This is a genomic window from Streptomyces sp. NPDC046215 (assembly GCF_040646215.1).
GTDB classification, from domain to species: Bacteria; Actinomycetota; Actinomycetes; order Streptomycetales; family Streptomycetaceae; genus Streptomyces; species Streptomyces stramineus.
In genome coordinates, this window is the sequence record NZ_JBEYZW010000018.1 from 36,488 (window position 1) to 55,631 (window position 19,144).

The following is a 19,144-nucleotide window of genomic DNA, read 5'->3' on the forward strand; positions in this document are numbered from 1 at the left end:
CACGTGCTACAACAGGTCTAAACCACTGAGTGGTGTAGACCATATTGCGGGCCCACCCCCCTTCCCCTTGAGCGCCCGCCTCACCTGGAGGAATCCGATGAGTACGGCTAGCGGCAAGGCGGCGAAGGCGGCGCCTGAGCCGGCACCGGAAAAGAAGAAGTTCGGCGCCGGTGCGATGGCCATCGCCCAGCGTATCGGCCGCAGCCTCATGCTGCCGGTGGCGGTGCTGCCCGCCGCCGCGCTGATGGTCCGCCTGGGCCAGGACGACATGCTGGGCCGGGCCTCGTTCCCGGAGTTCCTGAACAAGATCGCCGAGTTTATGGCGGCCGGTGGCGGCGCGATCCTCGACAACATGGCGCTGCTGTTCGCCGTGGGTGTCGCGATCGGCTACGCCAAGAAGTCGGACGGCTCCACGGCGCTGGCCGCCGTGGCCGGTTACCTGGTCTTCCAGAAGGTGCTGGCGACCTTCACCGACGGCAGCCTGCCGAAGAAGGAGGCCGTGGCCGACCACAAGGTCGTCATGGTGGAGCAGGCGGTCGACGCCAAGGTCCTCGGCGGTGTGGTCATGGGCCTCGTGGTGGCCCTGATCTACCAGCGCTTCTACCGCACCAAGCTGCCCGACTGGGCGGGCTTCTTCGGCGGCCGCCGTCTGGTGCCGATCCTGTCTTCCTTCGCGGGCCTGGTCATAGGTGTCCTGTTCGGTTACATCTGGCCGGTGCTCGGCACGGGTCTGCACAACTTCAGCGAGTGGCTGGTCGGCTCCGGCGCCGTGGGCGCGGGCATCTACGGTGTCTTCAACCGTGCGCTGATCCCCGTCGGCATGCACCACCTGCTGAACTCCTTCCCGTGGTTCCAGGCCGGTTCGTTCGAGGGCCCCAAGGGCACCGTCAACGGTGACATCGCCCGCTTCCTGGCCGGTGACCCCAACGCGGGCCAGTTCATGACCGGCTTCTTCCCGATCATGATGTTCGCGCTGCCGGCCGCCTGCCTGGCGATCGTGCACTGCGCCCGCCCCGAGAACCGCAAGGTCGTCGGCGGCATGATGTTCTCGCTCGCGGCCACCGCGTTCGTCACCGGTGTGACCGAGCCGATCGAGTTCACGTTCATGTTCGTCGCGCCGGTGCTCTACGCGATCCACGCGGTGCTGACCGGTCTGTCGATGGGCCTGACGTGGGCGCTCGGCATGAAGGACGGCTTCGGCTTCTCGGCCGGTGTCATCGACTTCCTGCTGAACCTGGGCATCGCGTCCAAGCCGTGGATGATCGTCCTCACCGGTCTGTGCTTCGCCGCGGTCTACTACGTGGTGTTCCGGTTCGCCATCATCAAGTTCAATCTGAAGACCCCGGGCCGGGAGTCGGAAGAGGAATCCGCCGAATTGAAGGCGTGACCTTCCTCGGGCGTGCGCACCACCCAATAGCGCAGCAATAAAGGAAAGGGCCCCGGAATCCCATGGATTCCGGGGCCCTTTCTGTTTTATGGCCTTGGTAAAAGCCCGGCCCGGGTCGGCCTAGACCTCGTACACGGCACCCGTCGCGGCCAGTTCGGTGGGGCCGTCGAAGACGGCGCGGGCGTCGCGGAGGTTGGTGAGCGGGTCGGTCCACGGCGGGATGTGGGTCAGGACCAGCCGCCGCGCCCCGGCGCGGGCGGCGTGTTCGCCCGCCTCGCGGCCGTTGAGGTGCAGGTCGGGGATGTTCTCCTTGCCGTGCGTGAAGGACGCCTCGCACAGCAGGAGGTCGGTGCCCACGGCCAGGTCGTGCAGAGCCTGGCAGGGGCCGGTGTCGCCGGAGTAGACCAGGGAGGTGCCGCCGTGCTCGACGCGGAAGGCGAACGCCTCGACGGGGTGGCGCACCCGGTCCGTGCGGATGGTGAAGGGGCCGAGGGTGAAGGTGCCGGGTTCGAGGGTGCGGAAGTCGAAGACCTCGCTCATGCACCTCTCGTCGGGCACGTCGTCGTAGGCGGTGGCCAGGCGGCGCTCGGTGCCCTCCGGGCCGTGGACGGGGATGGGCCCGGCGCGGCCGCCTTCGTGCCGGTAGTAGCGGGCGACGAAGTAGCCGCACATGTCGATGCAGTGGTCGGGGTGCAGATGCGACAGCAGGATGGCATCGAGGTCGTACAGACCGATGTGGCGCTGCAGCTCGCCCAGGGCGCCGTTGCCCATGTCGAGGAGCAGCCGGAAGCCGTCGGCCTCTACGAGGTAGCTCGAGCAGGGTGATTCCGTGGACGGGAACGACCCCGAGCATCCGACGACGGTGAGCTTCATGCGGGCCTGAACCTCCGTGGGCTGGTTACGGGGGGCCATGCGGTCCGTCGAGCGTAAGGCGCGAAACGGGTGGTCGCTCCTCGGCGAGGTGGGGTTGTGGCTGAAGTCACCGGTACGGACGCTCGGGTCCGCACGGCCCCCGCCGGGCCCGGTCCGGGGGCCGGCGGGGGCCGTGCGGGGGCCTTCAGGCCCAGAGCTGTCCCTGCAGGGCCTCGACCGCGGCCTCGTCGGTGTCGGCGGTGTAGACGCCCGTGGAGAGGTACTTCCAGCCGCCGTCGGCGACGACGAAGACGATGTCGGCGCGCTCGCCGGCCCGCTCGGCCTTGCGGGCCGTTCCGAGGGCCGCGTGCAGGACGGCGCCGGTGGAGATGCCCGCGAAGATGCCCTCCTGGGCGAGGAGTTCCCTGGTCCGGCGCACGGCGTCCGTGGAGCCGACGGAGAAGCGGGTGGTGAGGACGGAGGCGTCGTAGAGCTCGGGGACGAAGCCCTCGTCGAGATTGCGCAGCCCGTAGACGAGGTCGTCGTAGCGCGGCTCGGCGGCGATGATCCGTACGCCGGGGACGTGCTCGCGCAGATAGCGGCCGACGCCCATGAGGGTGCCGGTGGTGCCGAGCCCGGCCACGAAGTGGGTGATCTCGGGGAGGTCCGCGAGGATCTCGGGGCCCGTGGTGGCGTAGTGGGCGCCCGCGTTGCCGGGATTGCCGTACTGGTAGAGCATCACCCAGTCGGGGTGCTGCCCGGCGAGCTCCTTGGCGACGCGGACGGCGGTGTTGGAGCCTCCGGCGGCCGGCGAGGCGATGATCTCCGCGCCCCACATGGCGAGGAGCTGCCGCCGTTCCTCGCTGGTGTTCTCGGGCATGACGCACACGATGCGGTAGCCCTTGAGGCGGGCGGCCATGGCGAGGGAGATGCCGGTGTTGCCGGAGGTGGGCTCCAGGATGGTGCAGCCCGGGGTCAGCCTGCCGTCCTGCTCCGCCTGCTCGATCATGTGCAGGGCGGGGCGGTCCTTGATGGAGCCGGTGGGGTTGCGGTCCTCCAGCTTGGCCCAGACCCGGACGTCGGCGGACGGGGAGAGGCGCGGCAGGCGGACGAGCGGGGTGTTGCCCACCGCGGCCAGGGGGCTGTCGTAGCGCACGGGTCAGTCCCGGCCGCCGGCCACGGCCGGGAGGATGGTGACGCTGTCGCCGTCGGTGAGCTCGGTGGTGATGCCGGCGAGGAAGCGGACGTCCTCGTCGTTGAGGTAGACGTTGACGAAGCGGCGCAGCTCGCCGCCGGCCGCCTCGTCGACCAGGCGCTCGCGGATGCCGGGGTGGCGGGCCTCCAGGTCCTTGAAGAGCTCGTCGATCGTGGCGCCGCTGCCCTCCACGGCCTTCTCGCCGTCGGTGTAGGTGCGGAGGATGGTCGGGATGCGGACCTCGATGGCCATGGGGGTGCTCCTGTCGGATATGCGGGAAGGCCCGGGCGGGCAGAGCAGGGCGGTGCGGGAGGGGCGGAGCGTCACGCCGAGGCGGTGGGGCGCGGACAGAGCGCGGCGGCGACACGGCACAGGTCCACGTGGCGGCGCGCTACGAGCAGCGTGCTGCCCGGCGTCTTCTCGCGCATGTCGTGGACAACCATGGGCGCATCGTATCGATTCCCTGTGCGTTTCCCGGAAGTTCGTCCCGGCATGCGGACCGGATGGTCTCAGTAGGCAGTCACGATCCGGACTTCCTCCTCGGTGATCCGTCCTTCGGCTATCCGGAAGGAGCGGAACTGGAAGGGGCCCGCGCCGTCGGTGTCGGCGGTGGAGACGAGCACGTAGTGGGCGCCGGGCTCGTTGGCGTAGCTGAGGTCGGTGCGGGAGGGGTACGCCTCGGTGGCGGTGTGCGAGTGGTAGATGATGACGGGTTCCTCGTCGCGGTCGTCCATCTCGCGGTAGAGCTTGAGCAGGTCGCCGGAGTCGAACTCGTAGAAGGTGGGCGAGCGGGCGGCGTTGAGCATGGGGACGAAGCGCTCGGGGCGGTCGCTGCCGGCGGGGCCGGCGACCACGCCGCACGCCTCGTCGGGGTGGTCGGCCCGGGCGTGGGCGACGATCTGGTCGTGGAGGGCGCGGGTGAGGGTCAGCATGGGGCCCAGAATAAGCAGAAGGGCCCGCCCGTACCGAGGAGCGGTACGGACGGGCCCGGATGCCGGACGATCCCGTGGGGTCAGGGCCGGCCGAGCGGGGCGGTCAGCCCTCGGCGCGCGCGGCGGCGGCCATCTCGGCGTAGTGCTCGGGCGACTTGCGCTCGAACGCCTTCGGGTTGCGCTTCTTGAGGATCAGGTAGGAGACCCACATGATCGCGGCCCAGACGGGCGCGCAGTAGAGCGAGACGCGCGAGTTCTCGTCGATGCCCATCAGCACGATGACCATGAAGATGAACGCGAGCGCGAAGAGGCTCGTCCAGGGGGCGCCGGGGGCGCGGAACTCCGACTGCGGCAGTTCGCCGCGGTCGGCCTTGCGGCGGTAGCGGAGCTGGGCGATGAGGATCATGATCCAGGCCCACATGCCGGAGATGGTCGCGAAGGAGACGACGTAGTTGAACGCCTCGCCCGGCCACTGGTAGTTGATCCACACACCGACGAGCATCAGCGCGGCGGAGACGGTGGTGCCGCGCAGCGGCAGGCCCCGCTTGGTGAGGACGCCGAAGAACTTCGGGCCCTGACCGTTGAGCGAGAGGTCGCGCAGCATGCGGCCGGTGGAGTACATGCCGGAGTTGCAGGAGGACAGCGCCGCGGTGAGCACCACGAAGTTGACGATGGCGGCACCGGCCGGCAGGCCGATCCGGGCGAACGCCTCCACGAAGGGGCTCTTGCCGGCCTCGAAGGCGGTCCACGGGACCACGGACAGGATGATGATCAGCGCACCGATGTAGAAGACGGCGATGCGCCACGGGACGGTGTTGATGGCCTTGGGCAGGGTCTTCTTCGGGTCCTTGGCCTCGCCCGCGGTGACGCCGACGAGCTCGACGGCGAGGAAGGCGAACATGACGATCTGGAGCGTCATCAGCATGCTGACGATGCCGTCGTCGCCGGCGAAGAAGCCGCCGTGGGACCAGAGGTTGCTGACCGTGGCGGTGTCACCGGCGTCGGAGAAGCCGAGGGTGAGGACGCCGATGCCGATCAGGATCATGCCGATGATGGCGGTGACCTTGACCATGGAGAACCAGAACTCCAGCTCACCGAAGAGCTTCACGGAGATCAGGTTGGCGAAGTAGAGGATGACCGTGAAGGCGAGCGCGGAGAGCCATTGCGGGATCGTCTTGTCCCAGTAATGGACGTAGGTGGCCGCGGCGGTCACCTCGGTGATGCCGGTGACGACCCAGAAGAGCCAGTAGGTCCAGCCGGTCACATAGCCCCAGAAGGGGCCCAGGAACTCCCGCGCGTAGTCCGAGAAGGAGCCCGACACCGGGCGGTACATGAGCAGCTCACCGAGCGCTCGCATGATGAAGAAGATGACCAGGCCCGCGATGGCGTAAGCCAGGATCAGGCTGGGCCCGGCCTTGGCTATGGCCTTGCCCGCGCCGAGAAACAAACCGGTGCCGATGGCGCCACCAATGGCGATCATCTGGATCTGTCGGTTGCCCAGCCCTCGCTGGTAACCCTCGGAAGCTCCCTGTCCGCTTCCGTTCTGCCCTGCGGAGTCCGCTGCTGCGGTACGGTCCGCGACCTGCTCAGAGGTCATGGTGGTGCGCCTTTCTCCATACCGATCCGGTCGTTCGGATCGGGTCCAGATCCCCCCGGATGGAGTCCTGCAGATGCCGACGGTCGGCCGGCGAAGCGCTCCCGCCGCGACATGGGTGGCGTCGCGGAGGCAGGTCGTGAAGATTTATCACGAGTGACGGGCAGATCGTCCGGGCGATTGTGGCGCACACCACAATAGAAGTAGGACAAAAGTAATAATGGCAGCCAAGAGCGGCCATCACAGTGATTCGATCGTTATCCGGAATTGAGCGTTCGCTGAGCGGACACCCGTGTCGTGATCATGAACATCGCCCGAATTCAGGGCGTGGATTCAGGACACCCGGGGGACCGGATCAGGACATCAGCGCCTCGACCAGCGTCTCCTGCAGGCCCCCCAGCCAGAGGTAGGCCATCACCATGGGCTTGCGCGGGTCCTCGTCCGGCAGCCGGAACAGCGTCTCGCTGTCGTCGTCGGCCTTGATCTCCAGCCGGGCCGCGATGGCCAGGCGCAGGTCGTTGAGCGAGCCGAGCCACTGCCGGCAGTCCTCCGGACCCAGGCGCAGCACGGCGCCGGTGTCGCCCGCGACGGTCAGCGAGTCGAGGGAGCGGACGACGCCGAGGGCGTCCTCGCGCTTGCGGGCGCGCAGGTCGTTCTCGGTGTAGCGGCGGAACTCGGAGGCGTGCGCGCGCTCCTGCGGGCCCGGCTCGGCGCCGGGTTCGCCGTAGGCGTCCGGGAAGAGCCGGGCGAGCGCCGGGTCGGAGGGCGGTTCGCTGGGGCCCTCGGCGAAGAGCCGGGCCAGCGGGTCGGCGTCCTCGGGGCCCTGGGTCTCCCCCGGGCCGATGAGCTCCAGGAGCTGGACGGCCAGGCTGCGCAGGATGGAGATCTCGACCTCGTCCAGGGCCACGGCGGCCCCGCCGCCGGGGAGCGGCTCGAAGTGCCCGGCCATCAGCGGTCCTGCGACAGGGTCGCCCACAGGCCGTAGCCGTGCATCGCCTGCACGTCGCGCTCCATTTCCTCGCGGCTGCCGCTGGAGACGGTGGCGCGGCCCTTGTGGTGGACGTCGAGCATCAGCTTGTGCGCCTTGTCCTTCGAGTAGCCGAAGTAGGCCTGGAAAACATACGTCACATAACTCATGAGGTTGACGGGATCGTTGTGGACCAGGGTCACCCAGGGGACGTCGGGCTCGGCCACGGCGAAGGGGGATTCGCCCGTCTCGGGTCGCTCGATCTCGACCGGTGCAACACTCACCCTTCCCATGCTGCCACTCGCGGGCGGCCGATGCACAAAGGGGTACCGCTCCGGGGCGGTGGCGGGACCGGCCGGGCCCCAGAAATCGTCACTCTGACGAGAGCTGGGGGTAGCATCTGATGCCATGAACGCTGCGGACTTGAGGCTCCCGGTGGACGTACCGTCGACGTCCCTTTTCACCGACCGTTACGAACTGACGATGCTGCAGGCCGCGCTGCGGGCCGGCAGCGCCGGGCGCCGCTCGGTCTTCGAGGTCTTCACCCGCCGGCTCCCCGAGGGCCGCCGCTACGGGGTCGTGGCGGGCACGGGCCGGGTCCTGGACGCCGTGGAGAACTTCCGCTTCGACGCGCCCGTCCTGGAGTTCCTGGCGGAGCAGCGCATCGTGGACGGGCCCACGCTGGACTGGCTGGCCGACTACCGCTTCCGCGGTGACATCTGGGGCTACCCCGAGGGCGAGGTGTACTTCCCCGGCTCGCCGATCATGCGCGTCGAGGGCACCTTCGCCGAGGCGGTGCTGCTGGAGACGGTGATCCTCTCGATCCTCAACCACGACTCCGCCGTCGCGGCGGCCGCGTCGCGGATGTCGGTCGCGGCCGGCGGGCGGCCGCTGATCGAGATGGGGGCCCGGCGCACCCATGAGCTGGCGGCCGTGGCCGCGGCCCGCGCCGCGTACGTGGGCGGCTTCACCTCGACGTCCGACCTGGCGGCCGGCTTCCGATACAACATCCCGACGGTCGGCACCAGTGCGCATGCCTTCACGCTGCTGCACGACAGCGAGCGCGACGCCTTCCGGGCCCAGGTCGACTCGCTCGGCGGGGGCACGACCCTGCTGGTGGACACCTTCGATGTCACCGAGGCCGTCCGGATGGCCGTGGAGATCGCCGGGCCGGACCTCGGCGCGGTCCGGATCGACTCCGGTGACCTGCTGCTGCTCGCGCACCGGGTGCGGCAGCAGCTGGACGACCTGGGGGCCACGAAGACGCGGATCGTCGTCACCAGCGATCTGGACGAGTACGCGATCGCCTCCCTGGCCGCCGCCCCCGTGGACGCCTACGGGGTGGGCACCCAGCTGGTGACCGGCAGCGGGCACCCGACGTGCTCGATGGTCTACAAGCTCGTGGCCCGCGCGGACTCGGACGGGGCCGACGCCCCGCTGCGGCCGGTGGCGAAGAAGTCGATGGGCGGCAAGAGCTCGATCGGCGGCCGCAAGTGGGCGGCGCGCCGGGTGGACGCGGACGGGGTCGCCGAGGCCGAGGTCGTCGGCACCGGGCCGGTGCCGCAGGAGCTCGCCGGCCGTCAGCTGGCCGTGGAGCTCGTCCGGGCGGGTGAGGTCGTCGCCCGGGAGCCCCTGGACGCGGCGCGCGACCGGCACGCGCGGGCGCGCGCGGGGCTGCCGATGTCGGCGATGCAGCTCTCGCGCGGTGAGGCGGTCCTGCCGACGGAGTACGCCTGAGGCCGGCCGGGGCCGGGGCACCCCCGGCGCGCCCGGGGGTGCCCCGGAGTCCCTCTCCCATTACGTCACGGGAGTCACTACCCTCGGTCACAGCGACTTGATCCGCACTGTCGGCCGAGGGCCCTTCCACCAAAGGATCCGCACTATGCAGCGTGCACTGATCATCGTCGACGTGCAGAACGACTTCTGCGAGGGCGGCAGCCTCGCGGTGGCCGGTGGCGCCGATGTGGCCGCGGCCATCACCGACCTCGTGGGTGCGGCGACCGCGGGCTACCGCCACGTCGTCGCCACGCGCGATCACCACATGGACCCCGGTGATCACTTCTCCGACCGGCCGGATTACGAGCGCTCCTGGCCCGCGCACTGCGTGGCCGGCACCGAGGGCAGCAGCTTCCACCCGAACTTCGCGCCCGTCATCGCCTCCGGCGCCATAGACGCCGTGTTCGACAAGGGTGCCTACTCCGCCGCGTACAGCGGCTTCGAGGGCGCCGACGAGAACGGGGTGTCCCTGGCCGACTGGCTCCGCGAGCGGGGCGTCACCGAGGTCGACGTGGTGGGCCTGGCCACGGACCACTGCGTGCGGGCCACGGCCCTGGACGCGGCGCGGGAGGGCTTCGCCACGCAGGTCCTGCTGGATCTGACGGCCGGGGTGGCCGCAGGAACGACGGAACGGGCCCTGGAAGAGCTCCGGGACGCCGGTGTGGAGCTGAGCGGCAAGCCGGTGGTCCAGGGCGGCTGAGGGACAGCCTCACGGGCTCGGCGAAGCCCGTACGGCCCAGCCGCGCCCCGTAGGGCACGGGGCCGGCATGGCGCAGGCCGCCCGAAGGCACCCCCGGCGGCAGCCGGGAACACGCACCTGGAAGGGGCGCGGGGAACTGCGCGACCAGCCACAGCGCACCCGCAGACGAACACGCCGACCGCCCGTGCAGAGGCCGACGGGATACAGGCCGGCCCGCCCGAAGGCCCCCGAAGGGGCGCGGGGAAACTGCGCGACCAGCCACTACGCACCCGCAGACGACGCGCCCCGACTGCCGGCGGAGCGCAGCTCAGGCGGCCGGCCGCCGCCGCCGCAACAGGCTCCCTATCGGATGCCAGGACTCCGTGTCGTCATCCGGCGTGGCCCGCCAGACCAGCCCGTCGGGATGGTGCAGAACGGCGGTTATCTCATCGGGCGTGGGCGGCTCGCTGTTGCCCCGGAGGTAGACCGCGCGCAGCCCGAGGTTGCGCAGCCGCGTCAGGGCCCGCTGGCGGTTCACGGCGTGCACCAGGACCCGTACGCGGGCGCCGGGGGTGCCGCTGCCGCCGGGCGGGCTCGGCAGGGAGAGGGCGACGACCACGCTGCCGCCCGGGAGCTTGGCGAATCCACCGCCGGCCATGCGCGTCACCTCTCCCCCGGAGCCCGCCGGCACCGGCTCCCCGGTGGGCGTGTCAATAACAGCGTCACGACAGTCATCTAAACGCGATCGGCCGCCGCCCGCTAGGGGGCGACGGCCGATACCGCTATGACCTGCGGCGATACTGCCTACCGGGCGCTCAGCGGCCGGAGGGGCTCACCTGGAGGATCATCGTGGAGCCGTTCAGAGCCTCGTGGAGGATCTTGATCCGGGTGTTGGTGTCAGTAATCTTCACACCGCCGGTGGGGTTCGCCTCGTCGTAGTACGAGCCCTTGCGGTCGTCGAAGAACGGCGTCCCGAGCTTGCCCTTGACGCGCTTGGCAACGCCGTCGGTGTGGACCGTGTAGCCCTGCGCCGGGAACCAGCTGAAGGTCGAGTCGTACGCCTGGAAGCGGTTGCCCATGAGCTTGCCGTTGGTCCACTTCTCGGCCTTCGGGTGGGCGTCGACCGGCAGGATGCGGCCGGTGCCCGGGTGCGTGCCGACGTTGTTGTCGGCTTCGGAGGTGTCCCACTTCCAGATCAGCAGGCCCTTCTGGAAGGGGTAGTGCTCCACCCACTGCGGCTTGGTGCTCTTCCAGCCGAAGTTGTACGGGCCGGTGCGCAGGGTCTCGTCGTAGGAGACGTACTGGCGGTTCTCCGCGATGTAGTACTGCGGGTAGTCCTTGGTGAAGGAGGCGCCGATGCGCGTGAAGCCCTTCGCCGTCCAGCCGTTGTCGTCGCCCTCGGCGCCGTCCGTGAAGAGCGCCTTGCCGTCGGCGGTGACGCTGATGGCGTCGGCGGTGAAGCCCTTGCCGCCGGCGCCGCCGTCGGTCTGGTAGCGCAGGCGCAGGTCGATCTTCTTGCCCGCGTAGGCGTCCAGCGGGTAGGAGAGCTTCTTGTACGCGCCGGAGACACCGGTCAGGGCCGGCTTGTCGCTGCCGTCACGGGTGATGGTCTTGCCGTCGGCGGTGCCGTCGACCGGGGTCCAGTTGGCGCCGCCGTCCGTGGAGACCTCGGCGTAGAGGTAGTCGTAGTTCTCCTCGATGTCCCACCAGCCCGAGAGGTCCAGGGAGGCCTTGGCCTTGCCGGTGAGGTCGACGGGCCGGGAGACGGTGTTCTTCAGGTCGTCGCCGGATCCGCTCCACCACTGCTTGGTGCCCTCGACGGGCGTGGTGATCTCGGTCTTGACGGACTTGGCGGGCAGGTCGACGACGAGCGCCTGCTTGTCCTTGGTGTTGTACTCGGCGACGCCCAGCTTGTGCGTCGACTTCGTCGCCGCCTTCGCCTTGTCGTAGTTGAGCCAGCCGAGCTGGAGCTTGTCCCAGGCGCTCATGTCGCCGGGGAGGTCGCCTATGGAGTCCTTGCCGGCGCCGAGCCAGGAGCCGGACGACATCAGCGACCAGTAGGCGACGGAGGATTCGCCCTTGCCGGTGGTGTCGTACTCGTCGGGCAGGCCCAGGTCGTGGGCGTACTCGTGGGCGAAGACACCGAGGCCGCCGTTCTCGGGCTGCATGGTGTAGTCGCCGACCCAGATGCCGGTGTCACCGATCTGGGTGCCGCCGGCCTTGTTGGCCGCGGGGCCGGTGCGGCCGGCGTCGGAGCCGTAGGCGTACCAGCGGTGGGCCCAGATGGCGTCGGTCTTCTGCACGCCGCCGCCGGCGGATTCGTCCTCACCGGCGTGCACGATCTGGAAGTGGTCGATGTAGCCGTCGGGCTCGTTGAAGTTGCCGTCGCCGTCGTGGTCGTTGCGGTCCCACTGGTCGTACTTGGCGAGCTCTTCCTTGACCTGGGCGTCGGTGCGGCCGGCCGCCTTCTGGTCCTTGACCCACTGGTTGACGCCGTCGCGCACGAGGTCCCAGGCGCTGGGGCAGTTGGTGGAGCCGCAGTAGTTCGAGCCGTAGCGGGCCTCGTTGTTGGGGACCTTCACCCAGGCGGTGACGTCACCCTCGACGGAGTAGCGGCCCGAGGACTGCCGCTCGTAGTACTTGGCGAGCGACTCCTTCTTCTTGTCGTGCGAGAAGTAGAGATCCTGGAAGTACTCGCGGTTGAAGTCCTTGCGCCAGGCGGTGCTGTTGTCCTTCTTGCGGTCCGGCTGCTCTATCTGGTTGTGCGCGGGGCCGGGCGTGCCGCCGAACTTCTTCACCGGGGGCTTGGGGCCGTCGGGGCCGTCCGGGTCGTACATGGTCGTGTCGTCGACCTTGTCGCCGAACTCCGCCAGGATCGTGAAGATCCGGTCGGTCTTCTCGCGGGCGAGCTCGACGTACTTGCCCTTGCCGAGCTTGACGACCTTCGAGCCGTCGCGCTGCTCGGTCTTGGCGTCACCGGCGATGACCTGCTCGAGTGCGGCCTTGCGCTTGGCCTCGTTCTTCTTGGTGAACGGGCCCTTGAGGTCGTGTTCGACGCCGCGCCCGGTCTGCTCGGGGTCCTGGCGCACGATGGAGGCGGGCTGGTCAGACCCGCTGGTGGAGCCGTTGGTTCCGGCCGCCTGGGCGAATCCGGCCGAAAGGGTCGCTGCGCCGAGCGCGACGACCGTGGCCACGGCGGCGGATCCGGCGATCCTCCGTTGGCTGCTCTTCACTTGTTTTTGTCCTCCCCAGTATCAAACTGTGGAGGTATTTGACCGGAGAGACGCAAGAAAAGACAGGTCTTGACTGTACCTGCACAAGCAAGTACGTTATCCGGTCTTTAACTTGCGAATTTCGGACATCAACGGGCGCGCCGATCTCACCTGTTGGACAGGGCGATGAGTCCATGCGCCCCCCGTGCTCCGATACCGTGGGTTAGGTCACGCTTACCGGCAGTTCCGCTCGGGCAGACAGGACCGTAGAGTCGATTGGTGTACGCACCAGCCGGCTCCGCACCCCCTACACACGGCCCTTGAGGACGGATCCCGCCATGCCGCGTCCGACTCCCGCACAGATAATCCTTGGTTCGGCCACCGTCATCTTCTCGACCCTCGCCATGCTGCTGCTCGCCCAGCCGCGTTCGGGGATCGGAACCGCGGTCATCGCCCTTGCCGCTCTCGCACTCGGCCTTCTGGTCGCCGTCACCGTGCCGGCGCCCCGCGCGTCCCGTCACGGGATCGGCCTTGCCGGCGGGGCCGGCAAGGCCGATCGGGGCGGGAAGGCCCGCAGAGTCCGGGTCCGCCGGACGTCTTTCCGTGTTCCTGGACAGCGCGCGCCACTGCCCGCCGAGTCGAGGATGGGCGAGTCCCTACACGGCTGAGACCACCACGGTCTTGGCCGCTTTGTCGTGAATGCATTGGTGATACGGCATATCCCACGTGCACCACAGCACATTGACGAGCCAGAAGACGAAGCCGCAGCACGGCACGACATTGGGCAAGGAGTAGACGGCGGCGCGGACCCAGCCGGGCTTTCCCTCGGGGACCGCGCCGTTGTCCAGCATCGCGACCCGGATCTTCATGGCCATCTTGCCGACGGTCTGGCCCCGGGTGGTGAGCATCAGGCCCTCGTAGACGAAGTACACGACGGCGATGATGATGCCGAGGCTGGTCGACCTGCCGTCGTTGTCCGTCATATCCCAGTCCCAGCCCCAGGTCGCGGCCGAGAAGACGAGGCTGACGGGGATGGCGACGAGCAGTCCGTCGATGATGCGGGCGATCAGCCGCCGCCACCGGCTCGCGAGCGGCGGCATGCCGGCCAGCGGGTCGGCGGCGCCGAACTGGTCGCCGTAGGGGTTGCCCGGGCCGCCGCCGGGAGCACCACCGCCGCCGTAGGGGTCACCGCCGTACGGGCCGCCCGCCGGGCCACCGCTCGCGCTCCCGCCGTACGGGCCGCCGCCGGGTGCAGCGCCGCCGCCGGAGCCGCCGGCGGGTGGGGTCTGCGGGGGCTGCTTCAGGAACGGGTCGTCGTCATGAGGCTGGTCGGTGCTCATGGCCCGAGTAGAACCCAGGGTTCCGGCCGTCGCATCCGGCCGTATGCCGTTCGAGTGCCCCGGCCGTCAGCGGCTGTTCGAGGCCACGAACGTGCGGGCCGCCTTGTCGTGCCAGCACTGCCGCCAGGGGCGGTCGAACAGGCACCACAGGACGCCCAGCACGCCGACGGCCAGCACGCCCAGTACGCCGTACGTCAGCCAGCGGCGCAACGCCGCCGCGAAGGACGGCGTGTCGTGCGACTCGATGTCGAGGACCCGCACCCCGCACAGCTTCTTGCCGAGCGTGCGCCCCCACTTGGCGTGGGGCAGCGCCTCGTAGACCAGGCCGGCGACCAGGAGGACGCCCAGCACGATGCCCAGGTACGAGCCCGTGGTGCCGTCCAGGAGGTAGACGGTGACGGTCTCGCCGGACTGCTTCGCCTGTTCGATCTTCGCGTCGATGTGGTCGGCGGCCCTGCCCCACAGCGGCACGGCCACGGCGCCCACGACGGCGCCGAGCACGGCCGAGTCGACGATCCGGGCGGCGAGCCGCCGGCCGAGCGGGGCGGGGCGCCCCTGGTCCTGCGCGGCCCGCAGGAACGGGTCGTCCTTGGGCGGCTTCCACGGGGCGGGACTCTCGGCGGCCTTGGCCGCCTGCGGCGGCGCCGAGGCCACCGGCTGCTGCCGGGCGAGCTGGTGGACCTGCTGGGCCCAGCCGCCGGGCCGCTCCCCCTCGGGCGGGGCCGGACGGTCCGCCGGGGCCGGCCGCTCGGGCGCGGGTGCGGACCGGGCGGGCACGACGGGCCGTTCCCCGGCCGGGGCGGGCCGCGCCTGCCGCAGGCCGGCGGCCGGGGGCGCCTCCTGGGCACGGGCGTCGGGCCAGTCCTGGGGGACGGGGGTGACGCCGTCCGGCGGCTTCGGGGCCGTCCGCAGCTGGATGGTGCCACCGGGCCGCTGCGGGGCGGTGACGGGCCCGGAGGCGGCGTGGGCGACCGGGGTGGCCGGCCCCTCCCGGCCGGCCTGCCGGGAGGGGCCGGAGGGTGCCGGGGAGGGGTCGGGGCCGGTGGCGCCGGAACCCGCGGTGCCGGGGCCCGGCTTGCCGCTCTTGCCGGCCCGCTTGAGGACCCGCTCGGCACCGGTGTCCGTCAGACGGGGGTCGCGGGCCGGGGGGATCACCGCGCCCGCGCGCTCGTTGAAGGGGCCGCGCGGGGCCTGCTCGTCACCGGCACCATCACCGCCGCCCGCCGCTTCCGCGCGGGCGTCCCGCAGCGCGGGCTCCTCGTCGAGGAACATCGGCCCCGTCTCCTCCGGCAACTGCGGGGCGGGCCGCCCCGCTTCCCGGCGCCGGGGGGTGGGGGGCACGGGGGACGCGAGGGCGGGCGCGGCGGACGGGGCGGCTCCGGCGGGCGGGGCGGGCATCGGCTCGCCCTCGGCGGGCGCGGGCCGGCTCGTACCGGGCACCCAGGCCGTGCCGCTCCAGTACCGGATGTAGCCAGGAATGGACGGGTCCGGGTAGAACCCCTCGACGGGGCTGCTGTCGGCGGATCCTGAGGTAGGAGCGCTCATGATGTCCGATGTCCCGTATCTGCTCGGCCGTACCGGGGTGTCGTGTCGGTGGGCGGGTGGCTGGCGATATGCAGTCTGCCGCACGCGCGCGACATCCTGTGTGCGCGGTTCCGGTGCCCTTGTGACCTCAATGCACAAAAGGCAACCCGGGACGCTGCAGACAGGTCTACCAGACGGCTCACCACTCTGCGGCCGTCCCATGGGCGGGACCACTCACACGTGCGACCGGCGGGCACGGCGCCGGACGTGCCGAACCCGCCGCGGGAAAGTTCGGATCGATGGAGCGAAGTCGCGTAATGGTGTGAGGCCGGGGCGCTCTATCCGGTGGGCTCCGTTCGCGAGGAGCCGCACAGCGAGACCAGCAGAGCAGAGAGGGCGCACTTGATGCACACCGTGGTGGAACGAGAAGTGGAACTCAGCCTGGTGCTGTCGCCTGAGCGCAGCATCCCCGTCCCGGCCCGGCTGTCCTACAGCACGGCCGACCCGTACGCCGTCCGGATCGCCTTCCATGTCACCTCGGACTCGCCGGTGAACTGGACGTTCGCCCGGGAGCTGCTGGTGCAGGGCGTCTTCCGGCCGTCGGGGCACGGGGACGTGCGGGTGTGGCCGACCAAGGCGCAGGGGCGCAGCGTCGTGTGCATGGCGCTGTCCTCGCCGGACGGGGAGGCGCTGCTGGAGGCGCCCGCTCCGGCGGTGTCGGCGTGGCTGGAGCACACGCTGCGGGAGGTGGCCCCGGGCTCGGAGCCGGAGCGGCTCGCGCTGGACGAGGCCCTGCGCGAGCTGCTGGGGGCCTGAGGGCCCGCGGGGCCGTTCGCGGGCCGGGTCAGAAGAGCTTGCCGGGGTTGAGGATGCCGAGGGGGTCGAAGACCTGCTTGACGGAGCGCTGGAGCTCCAGGCCGACGGGGCCCAGCTCCCGGGCCAGCCACTCGCGCTTGAGGACGCCGACGCCGTGCTCGCCCGTGATGGTGCCGCCCAGTACCAGGCCCAGGGCCATGATCTCGTCGAAGGACTCCCGGGCCCGGCGCGCCTCGTCCTCGTCGGCGGCGTCGAAGCAGACGACGGGGTGGGTGTTGCCGTCGCCCGCGTGGGCGCAGACGCCGATGGTGAGGTCGTACTTCCGGGCGATGGCGGCGGTGCCGTCGAGCATGGCGGCCAGCCGGGAGCGGGGGACGCACACGTCGTCGATCATCGTGGCCGATTTGAGGGCCTCCAGGGCCGTCAGGGTCAGCCGGCGCGCCTGGAGCAGGAGGTCGGACTCGGCGGGCGACGCGGCGGGCACGACCTCGGTGGCTCCGGCGGCGGTGCACAGCTCGGCGACGGCGGCGAGGTCCGCGGCGGGTTCGGGGGTGTCGAAGGCGGCGAGGAGGAGGGCCTCGGTGGTCTCGGGGAGGCCCATGCGGGCCATCGCGTTGACGGCCCGGACGGAGGTGCGGTCCATCAGTTCGAGCAGGGAGGGGGCGTGGCCGCGGGCCATGATCTCGCAGACCGCCTCGCAGGCGGCGGCGACGGAGGGGAACTCGGCGGCCAGGGCGAGCTGTTCGGGCGGCGCGGGCTTCAGGGCGAGCACGGCGCGGACGACGACGCCGAGGCTGCCTTCGGAGCCGACGAACAGCCGGGTCAGGTCGTAGCCGGCGACGCCCTTGGCGGTGCGGCGGCCGGTGGTCAGCAGGCGTCCGTCGGCGAGGACGATGTCGAGGCCGAGAACGTACTCGGCGGTGACTCCGTACTTCACGCAGCACAGGCCGCCGGAGGCGGTGCCGATGTTCCCGCCGATGGTGCACTGTTCCCAACTGGAGGGGTCCGGCGGGTAATAGAGCCCCCGTTCGGCGACGGCCCGGGAGAGCACGGCGTTGACGACGCCCGGTTCGACGACGGCGATCCGGTCGACCGGGTTGATGTCGATGATCTGGTCCATTTTGACGAGCGAGAGCACGATGCACCCGTCGGAGGCGTTGGCGCCCCCGGAGAGCCCGGTTCGGGCCCCTTGCGGGACGACGGGCACGCGCAGCGCGGTAGCGGTCCGCATGACGTGCTGCACCTGTTCGACGGTGCGCGGCAACACGACGACGGCGGGCGCACCGGCTTCGCAGAAGCTCGCCATGTCGTTGGCGTAGGAGCGGGTGATGTCGGGGTCGAGAAGAATCGCTTCCGCGGGGAGTTCCTCGCTGAGCGCGGCGATGAGGGCGTCCATGGCCTCACCCTGTCACCGGGCCCCGCAGGGGGAAAGATCCCCGAAGGGCGGGGCGGGCCGGTTTTCCGGCCCGCCGCCGCCTTTGCGGCCCGGCCCGGCCGCACCCTTTCAGCCGATCTCGGCCGAACCAGCCCGCCCGGCGTCTGAGGGCGATCCTTGAGCCCAGGAGTTCCCACCGGCCCGGGCCACAACCAGCCCGCCCGGCGTTTGAGGGCATCGTGAACCCGCACCCGGAACGAGCGGGCACCGAAAACCCCGGAACCCCGAACCGGTCAGAGGTTCCCCCGCTTCTCCTGCTCCCGCTCGATCGCCTCGAAGAGCGCCTTGAAGTTGCCCTTCCCGAAGCCCATCGAGCCGTGCCGCTCGATCATTTCGAAGAAGACCGTGGGCCGGTCCTGCACCGGCTTGGTGAAGATCTGCAGCAGGTAGCCGTCCTCGTCGCGGTCGACGAGGATCTTCAGCTCGCGCAGGGTCTCGACGGGGACGCGCGTCTCGCCGGCCCACTCGCCGAGGGTGTCGTAGTACGAGTCGGGGGTGTCCAGGAACTGCACGCCGGCCGCGCGCATGGCCCGTACGGTCGCGACGATGTCGTTGGTCGCGAGGGCGATGTGCTGGACGCCGGGGCCGCCGTAGAACTCCAGGTACTCGTCGATCTGGGACTTCTTCTTGGCGATGGCGGGCTCGTTGAGCGGGAACTTCACCTTGCGGTGGCCGTCGGCGACGACCTTCGACATCAGGGCGGAGTACTCGGTGGCGATGTCGTCGCCCACGAACTCCTTCATGTTCGTGAAGCCCATGACGTTGTTGTAGAAGGAGACCCACTCGTTCATCTTGCCGAGCTCGACGTTGCCCACGCAGTGGTCGATGGCCTGGAAGCGGCGCGGGCCGGGCTCGACGACCGGGTCGGCGGCGGCGTAGCCGGGCAGGTACGGGCCGGTGTAGGCGGAGCGGTCGACGAGGGTGTGGCGGGTCTTGCCGTAGGTGGCGATGGCGGCGAGGACGACGGTGCCGTGCTCGTCCGTGAGCTCGTAGGGCTCGCTCAGCCCGGTGGCTCCGTGCTCGACGGCATAGGCGTACGCGGCGCGGGCGTCCGGCACCTCGATGGCGAGGTCGACGACGCCGTCGCCGTGCTCGGCGACGTGGTCCGCGAGGAAGCGGCCGTGCTCGGTCGTGGGCTTGATGACGGTGGTGAAGACGAAGCGGGCGCTGCCGGACTCCAGGACGTAACTCGCGGTCTCGCGGCTGCCGTTCTCCGGTCCCGCGTAGGCGACGCGCTTCATGCCGAAGGCGGTGGAGTAGTAGTGCGCCGCCTGCCGGGCGTTGCCGACGGCGAAGACCACCGCGTCCATCCCCTTGACCGGGAAGGGGTCGGCCTGCCGTGCGGTGTGAGGGGTGTGATCCGTGGTCTGAGTCATGGCCGCAGGTTCCCGCCGATCCACAGGTTGCGCAATAGTTCGAGTATTTCCTGGGCAAT

19 protein-coding genes are annotated in these 19,144 nt (G+C 70.4%); 5 read left to right on the top strand and 14 right to left on the bottom strand.

The annotated features are described in order from the left end of the window. The first annotated feature begins 97 nt into the window (after positions 1-97). Positions 98-1,387, top strand: coding sequence for a PTS transporter subunit EIIC (locus ABZ951_RS10895; RefSeq protein ID WP_344091281.1), 1,290 nt, complete (start codon positions 98-100; stop codon positions 1,385-1,387). 120 nt (positions 1,388-1,507) lie between these two features. On the opposite strand, the gene ABZ951_RS10900 is transcribed toward ABZ951_RS10895, so the two are convergent. The 8 genes from ABZ951_RS10900 to clpS form a co-directional block, all read right to left on the bottom strand. After that, positions 1,508-2,260: an MBL fold metallo-hydrolase gene (locus tag ABZ951_RS10900; RefSeq protein WP_344091320.1), complete on the bottom strand. Its 753-nt coding sequence runs from the start codon at positions 2,258-2,260 to the stop codon at positions 1,508-1,510. Between the two features lie 184 nt (positions 2,261-2,444). Continuing rightward, on the bottom strand, positions 2,445-3,395 hold the full coding sequence (locus ABZ951_RS10905; protein WP_344091283.1) for a cysteine synthase: 951 nt from the start codon (positions 3,393-3,395) through the stop codon (positions 2,445-2,447). A gap of 3 nt (positions 3,396-3,398) precedes the next feature. Continuing rightward, positions 3,399-3,686, bottom strand: coding sequence for a MoaD/ThiS family protein (locus ABZ951_RS10910; RefSeq protein ID WP_344091285.1), 288 nt, complete (start codon positions 3,684-3,686; stop codon positions 3,399-3,401). Positions 3,687-3,757: 71 nt separating this feature from the next. Then, complete coding sequence (locus ABZ951_RS10915) at positions 3,758-3,877, bottom strand: putative leader peptide (protein ID WP_344091287.1); 120 nt, start codon at positions 3,875-3,877, stop codon at positions 3,758-3,760. Between the two features lie 66 nt (positions 3,878-3,943). Continuing rightward, on the bottom strand, positions 3,944-4,366 hold the full coding sequence (locus tag ABZ951_RS10920) for a M67 family metallopeptidase (RefSeq protein WP_344091289.1): 423 nt from the start codon (positions 4,364-4,366) through the stop codon (positions 3,944-3,946). Between the two features lie 103 nt (positions 4,367-4,469). Further along, positions 4,470-5,963 carry an amino acid permease gene (locus tag ABZ951_RS10925; RefSeq protein ID WP_344091292.1) on the bottom strand — a complete coding sequence of 498 codons (1,494 nt, stop codon included), beginning with the start codon at positions 5,961-5,963 and terminating at the stop codon, positions 4,470-4,472. Positions 5,964-6,315: 352 nt separating this feature from the next. Further along, positions 6,316-6,909, bottom strand: coding sequence for a DUF2017 domain-containing protein (locus ABZ951_RS10930; protein ID WP_344091294.1), 594 nt, complete (start codon positions 6,907-6,909; stop codon positions 6,316-6,318). Next, positions 6,909-7,220 carry an ATP-dependent Clp protease adapter ClpS gene (clpS, locus tag ABZ951_RS10935; protein WP_344091296.1) on the bottom strand — a complete coding sequence of 104 codons (312 nt, stop codon included), beginning with the start codon at positions 7,218-7,220 and terminating at the stop codon, positions 6,909-6,911. Before clpS ends, ABZ951_RS10930 begins: the two co-directional genes overlap by 1 nt. A gap of 115 nt (positions 7,221-7,335) precedes the next feature. On the opposite strand from clpS, the gene ABZ951_RS10940 reads away from it, so the two are divergent. Both ABZ951_RS10940 and ABZ951_RS10945 read left to right on the top strand, forming a co-directional pair. Beyond that, entirely contained in the window at positions 7,336-8,664 is a 1,329-nt protein-coding gene (locus tag ABZ951_RS10940) for a nicotinate phosphoribosyltransferase (protein WP_344091298.1), read from the top strand. Between the two features lie 145 nt (positions 8,665-8,809). Beyond that, positions 8,810-9,403 (top strand): isochorismatase family protein, encoded by a 594-nt coding sequence (locus tag ABZ951_RS10945; RefSeq protein ID WP_344091300.1) that lies wholly within the window; start codon positions 8,810-8,812, stop codon positions 9,401-9,403. A 307-nt stretch (positions 9,404-9,710) separates the two neighbouring features. Here ABZ951_RS10945 and ABZ951_RS10950 read toward each other — a convergent pair whose 3' ends face one another. Together ABZ951_RS10950 and ABZ951_RS10955 are read right to left on the bottom strand one after the other, a co-directional pair. Beyond that, complete coding sequence (locus ABZ951_RS10950) at positions 9,711-10,040, bottom strand: hypothetical protein (RefSeq protein WP_344091302.1); 330 nt, start codon at positions 10,038-10,040, stop codon at positions 9,711-9,713. Positions 10,041-10,197: 157 nt separating this feature from the next. Further along, on the bottom strand, positions 10,198-12,615 hold the full coding sequence (locus ABZ951_RS10955) for an immune inhibitor A domain-containing protein (protein ID WP_344091304.1): 2,418 nt from the start codon (positions 12,613-12,615) through the stop codon (positions 10,198-10,200). 317 nt (positions 12,616-12,932) lie between these two features. Here ABZ951_RS10955 and ABZ951_RS10960 point away from each other — a divergent pair, with 317 nt between their 5' ends. Next, positions 12,933-13,262: a hypothetical protein gene (locus ABZ951_RS10960; RefSeq protein ID WP_344091307.1), complete on the top strand. Its 330-nt coding sequence runs from the start codon at positions 12,933-12,935 to the stop codon at positions 13,260-13,262. Here ABZ951_RS10960 and ABZ951_RS10965 read toward each other — a convergent pair. Both ABZ951_RS10965 and ABZ951_RS10970 read right to left on the bottom strand, forming a co-directional pair. Continuing rightward, entirely contained in the window at positions 13,251-13,934 is a 684-nt protein-coding gene (locus tag ABZ951_RS10965; RefSeq protein ID WP_344091309.1) for an RDD family protein, read from the bottom strand. The genes ABZ951_RS10960 and ABZ951_RS10965 overlap by 12 nt on opposite strands. Before the next feature lie 66 nt (positions 13,935-14,000). Next, positions 14,001-15,479, bottom strand: coding sequence for an RDD family protein (locus tag ABZ951_RS10970; RefSeq protein ID WP_361279660.1), 1,479 nt, complete (start codon positions 15,477-15,479; stop codon positions 14,001-14,003). 384 nt (positions 15,480-15,863) lie between these two features. On the opposite strand from ABZ951_RS10970, the gene ABZ951_RS10975 reads away from it, so the two are divergent. Further along, positions 15,864-16,274 carry an SsgA family sporulation/cell division regulator gene (locus tag ABZ951_RS10975; RefSeq protein WP_344095760.1) on the top strand — a complete coding sequence of 137 codons (411 nt, stop codon included), beginning with the start codon at positions 15,864-15,866 and terminating at the stop codon, positions 16,272-16,274. A gap of 28 nt (positions 16,275-16,302) precedes the next feature. Here ABZ951_RS10975 and ABZ951_RS10980 read toward each other — a convergent pair whose 3' ends face one another. Continuing rightward, positions 16,303-17,670, bottom strand: coding sequence for an FAD-linked oxidase C-terminal domain-containing protein (locus ABZ951_RS10980; RefSeq protein ID WP_344095762.1), 1,368 nt, complete (start codon positions 17,668-17,670; stop codon positions 16,303-16,305). Between the two features lie 272 nt (positions 17,671-17,942). Continuing rightward, complete coding sequence (gene hppD / locus ABZ951_RS10985; protein ID WP_344095764.1) at positions 17,943-19,085, bottom strand: 4-hydroxyphenylpyruvate dioxygenase; 1,143 nt, start codon at positions 19,083-19,085, stop codon at positions 17,943-17,945. Positions 19,086-19,144: the final 59 nt, after the last annotated feature.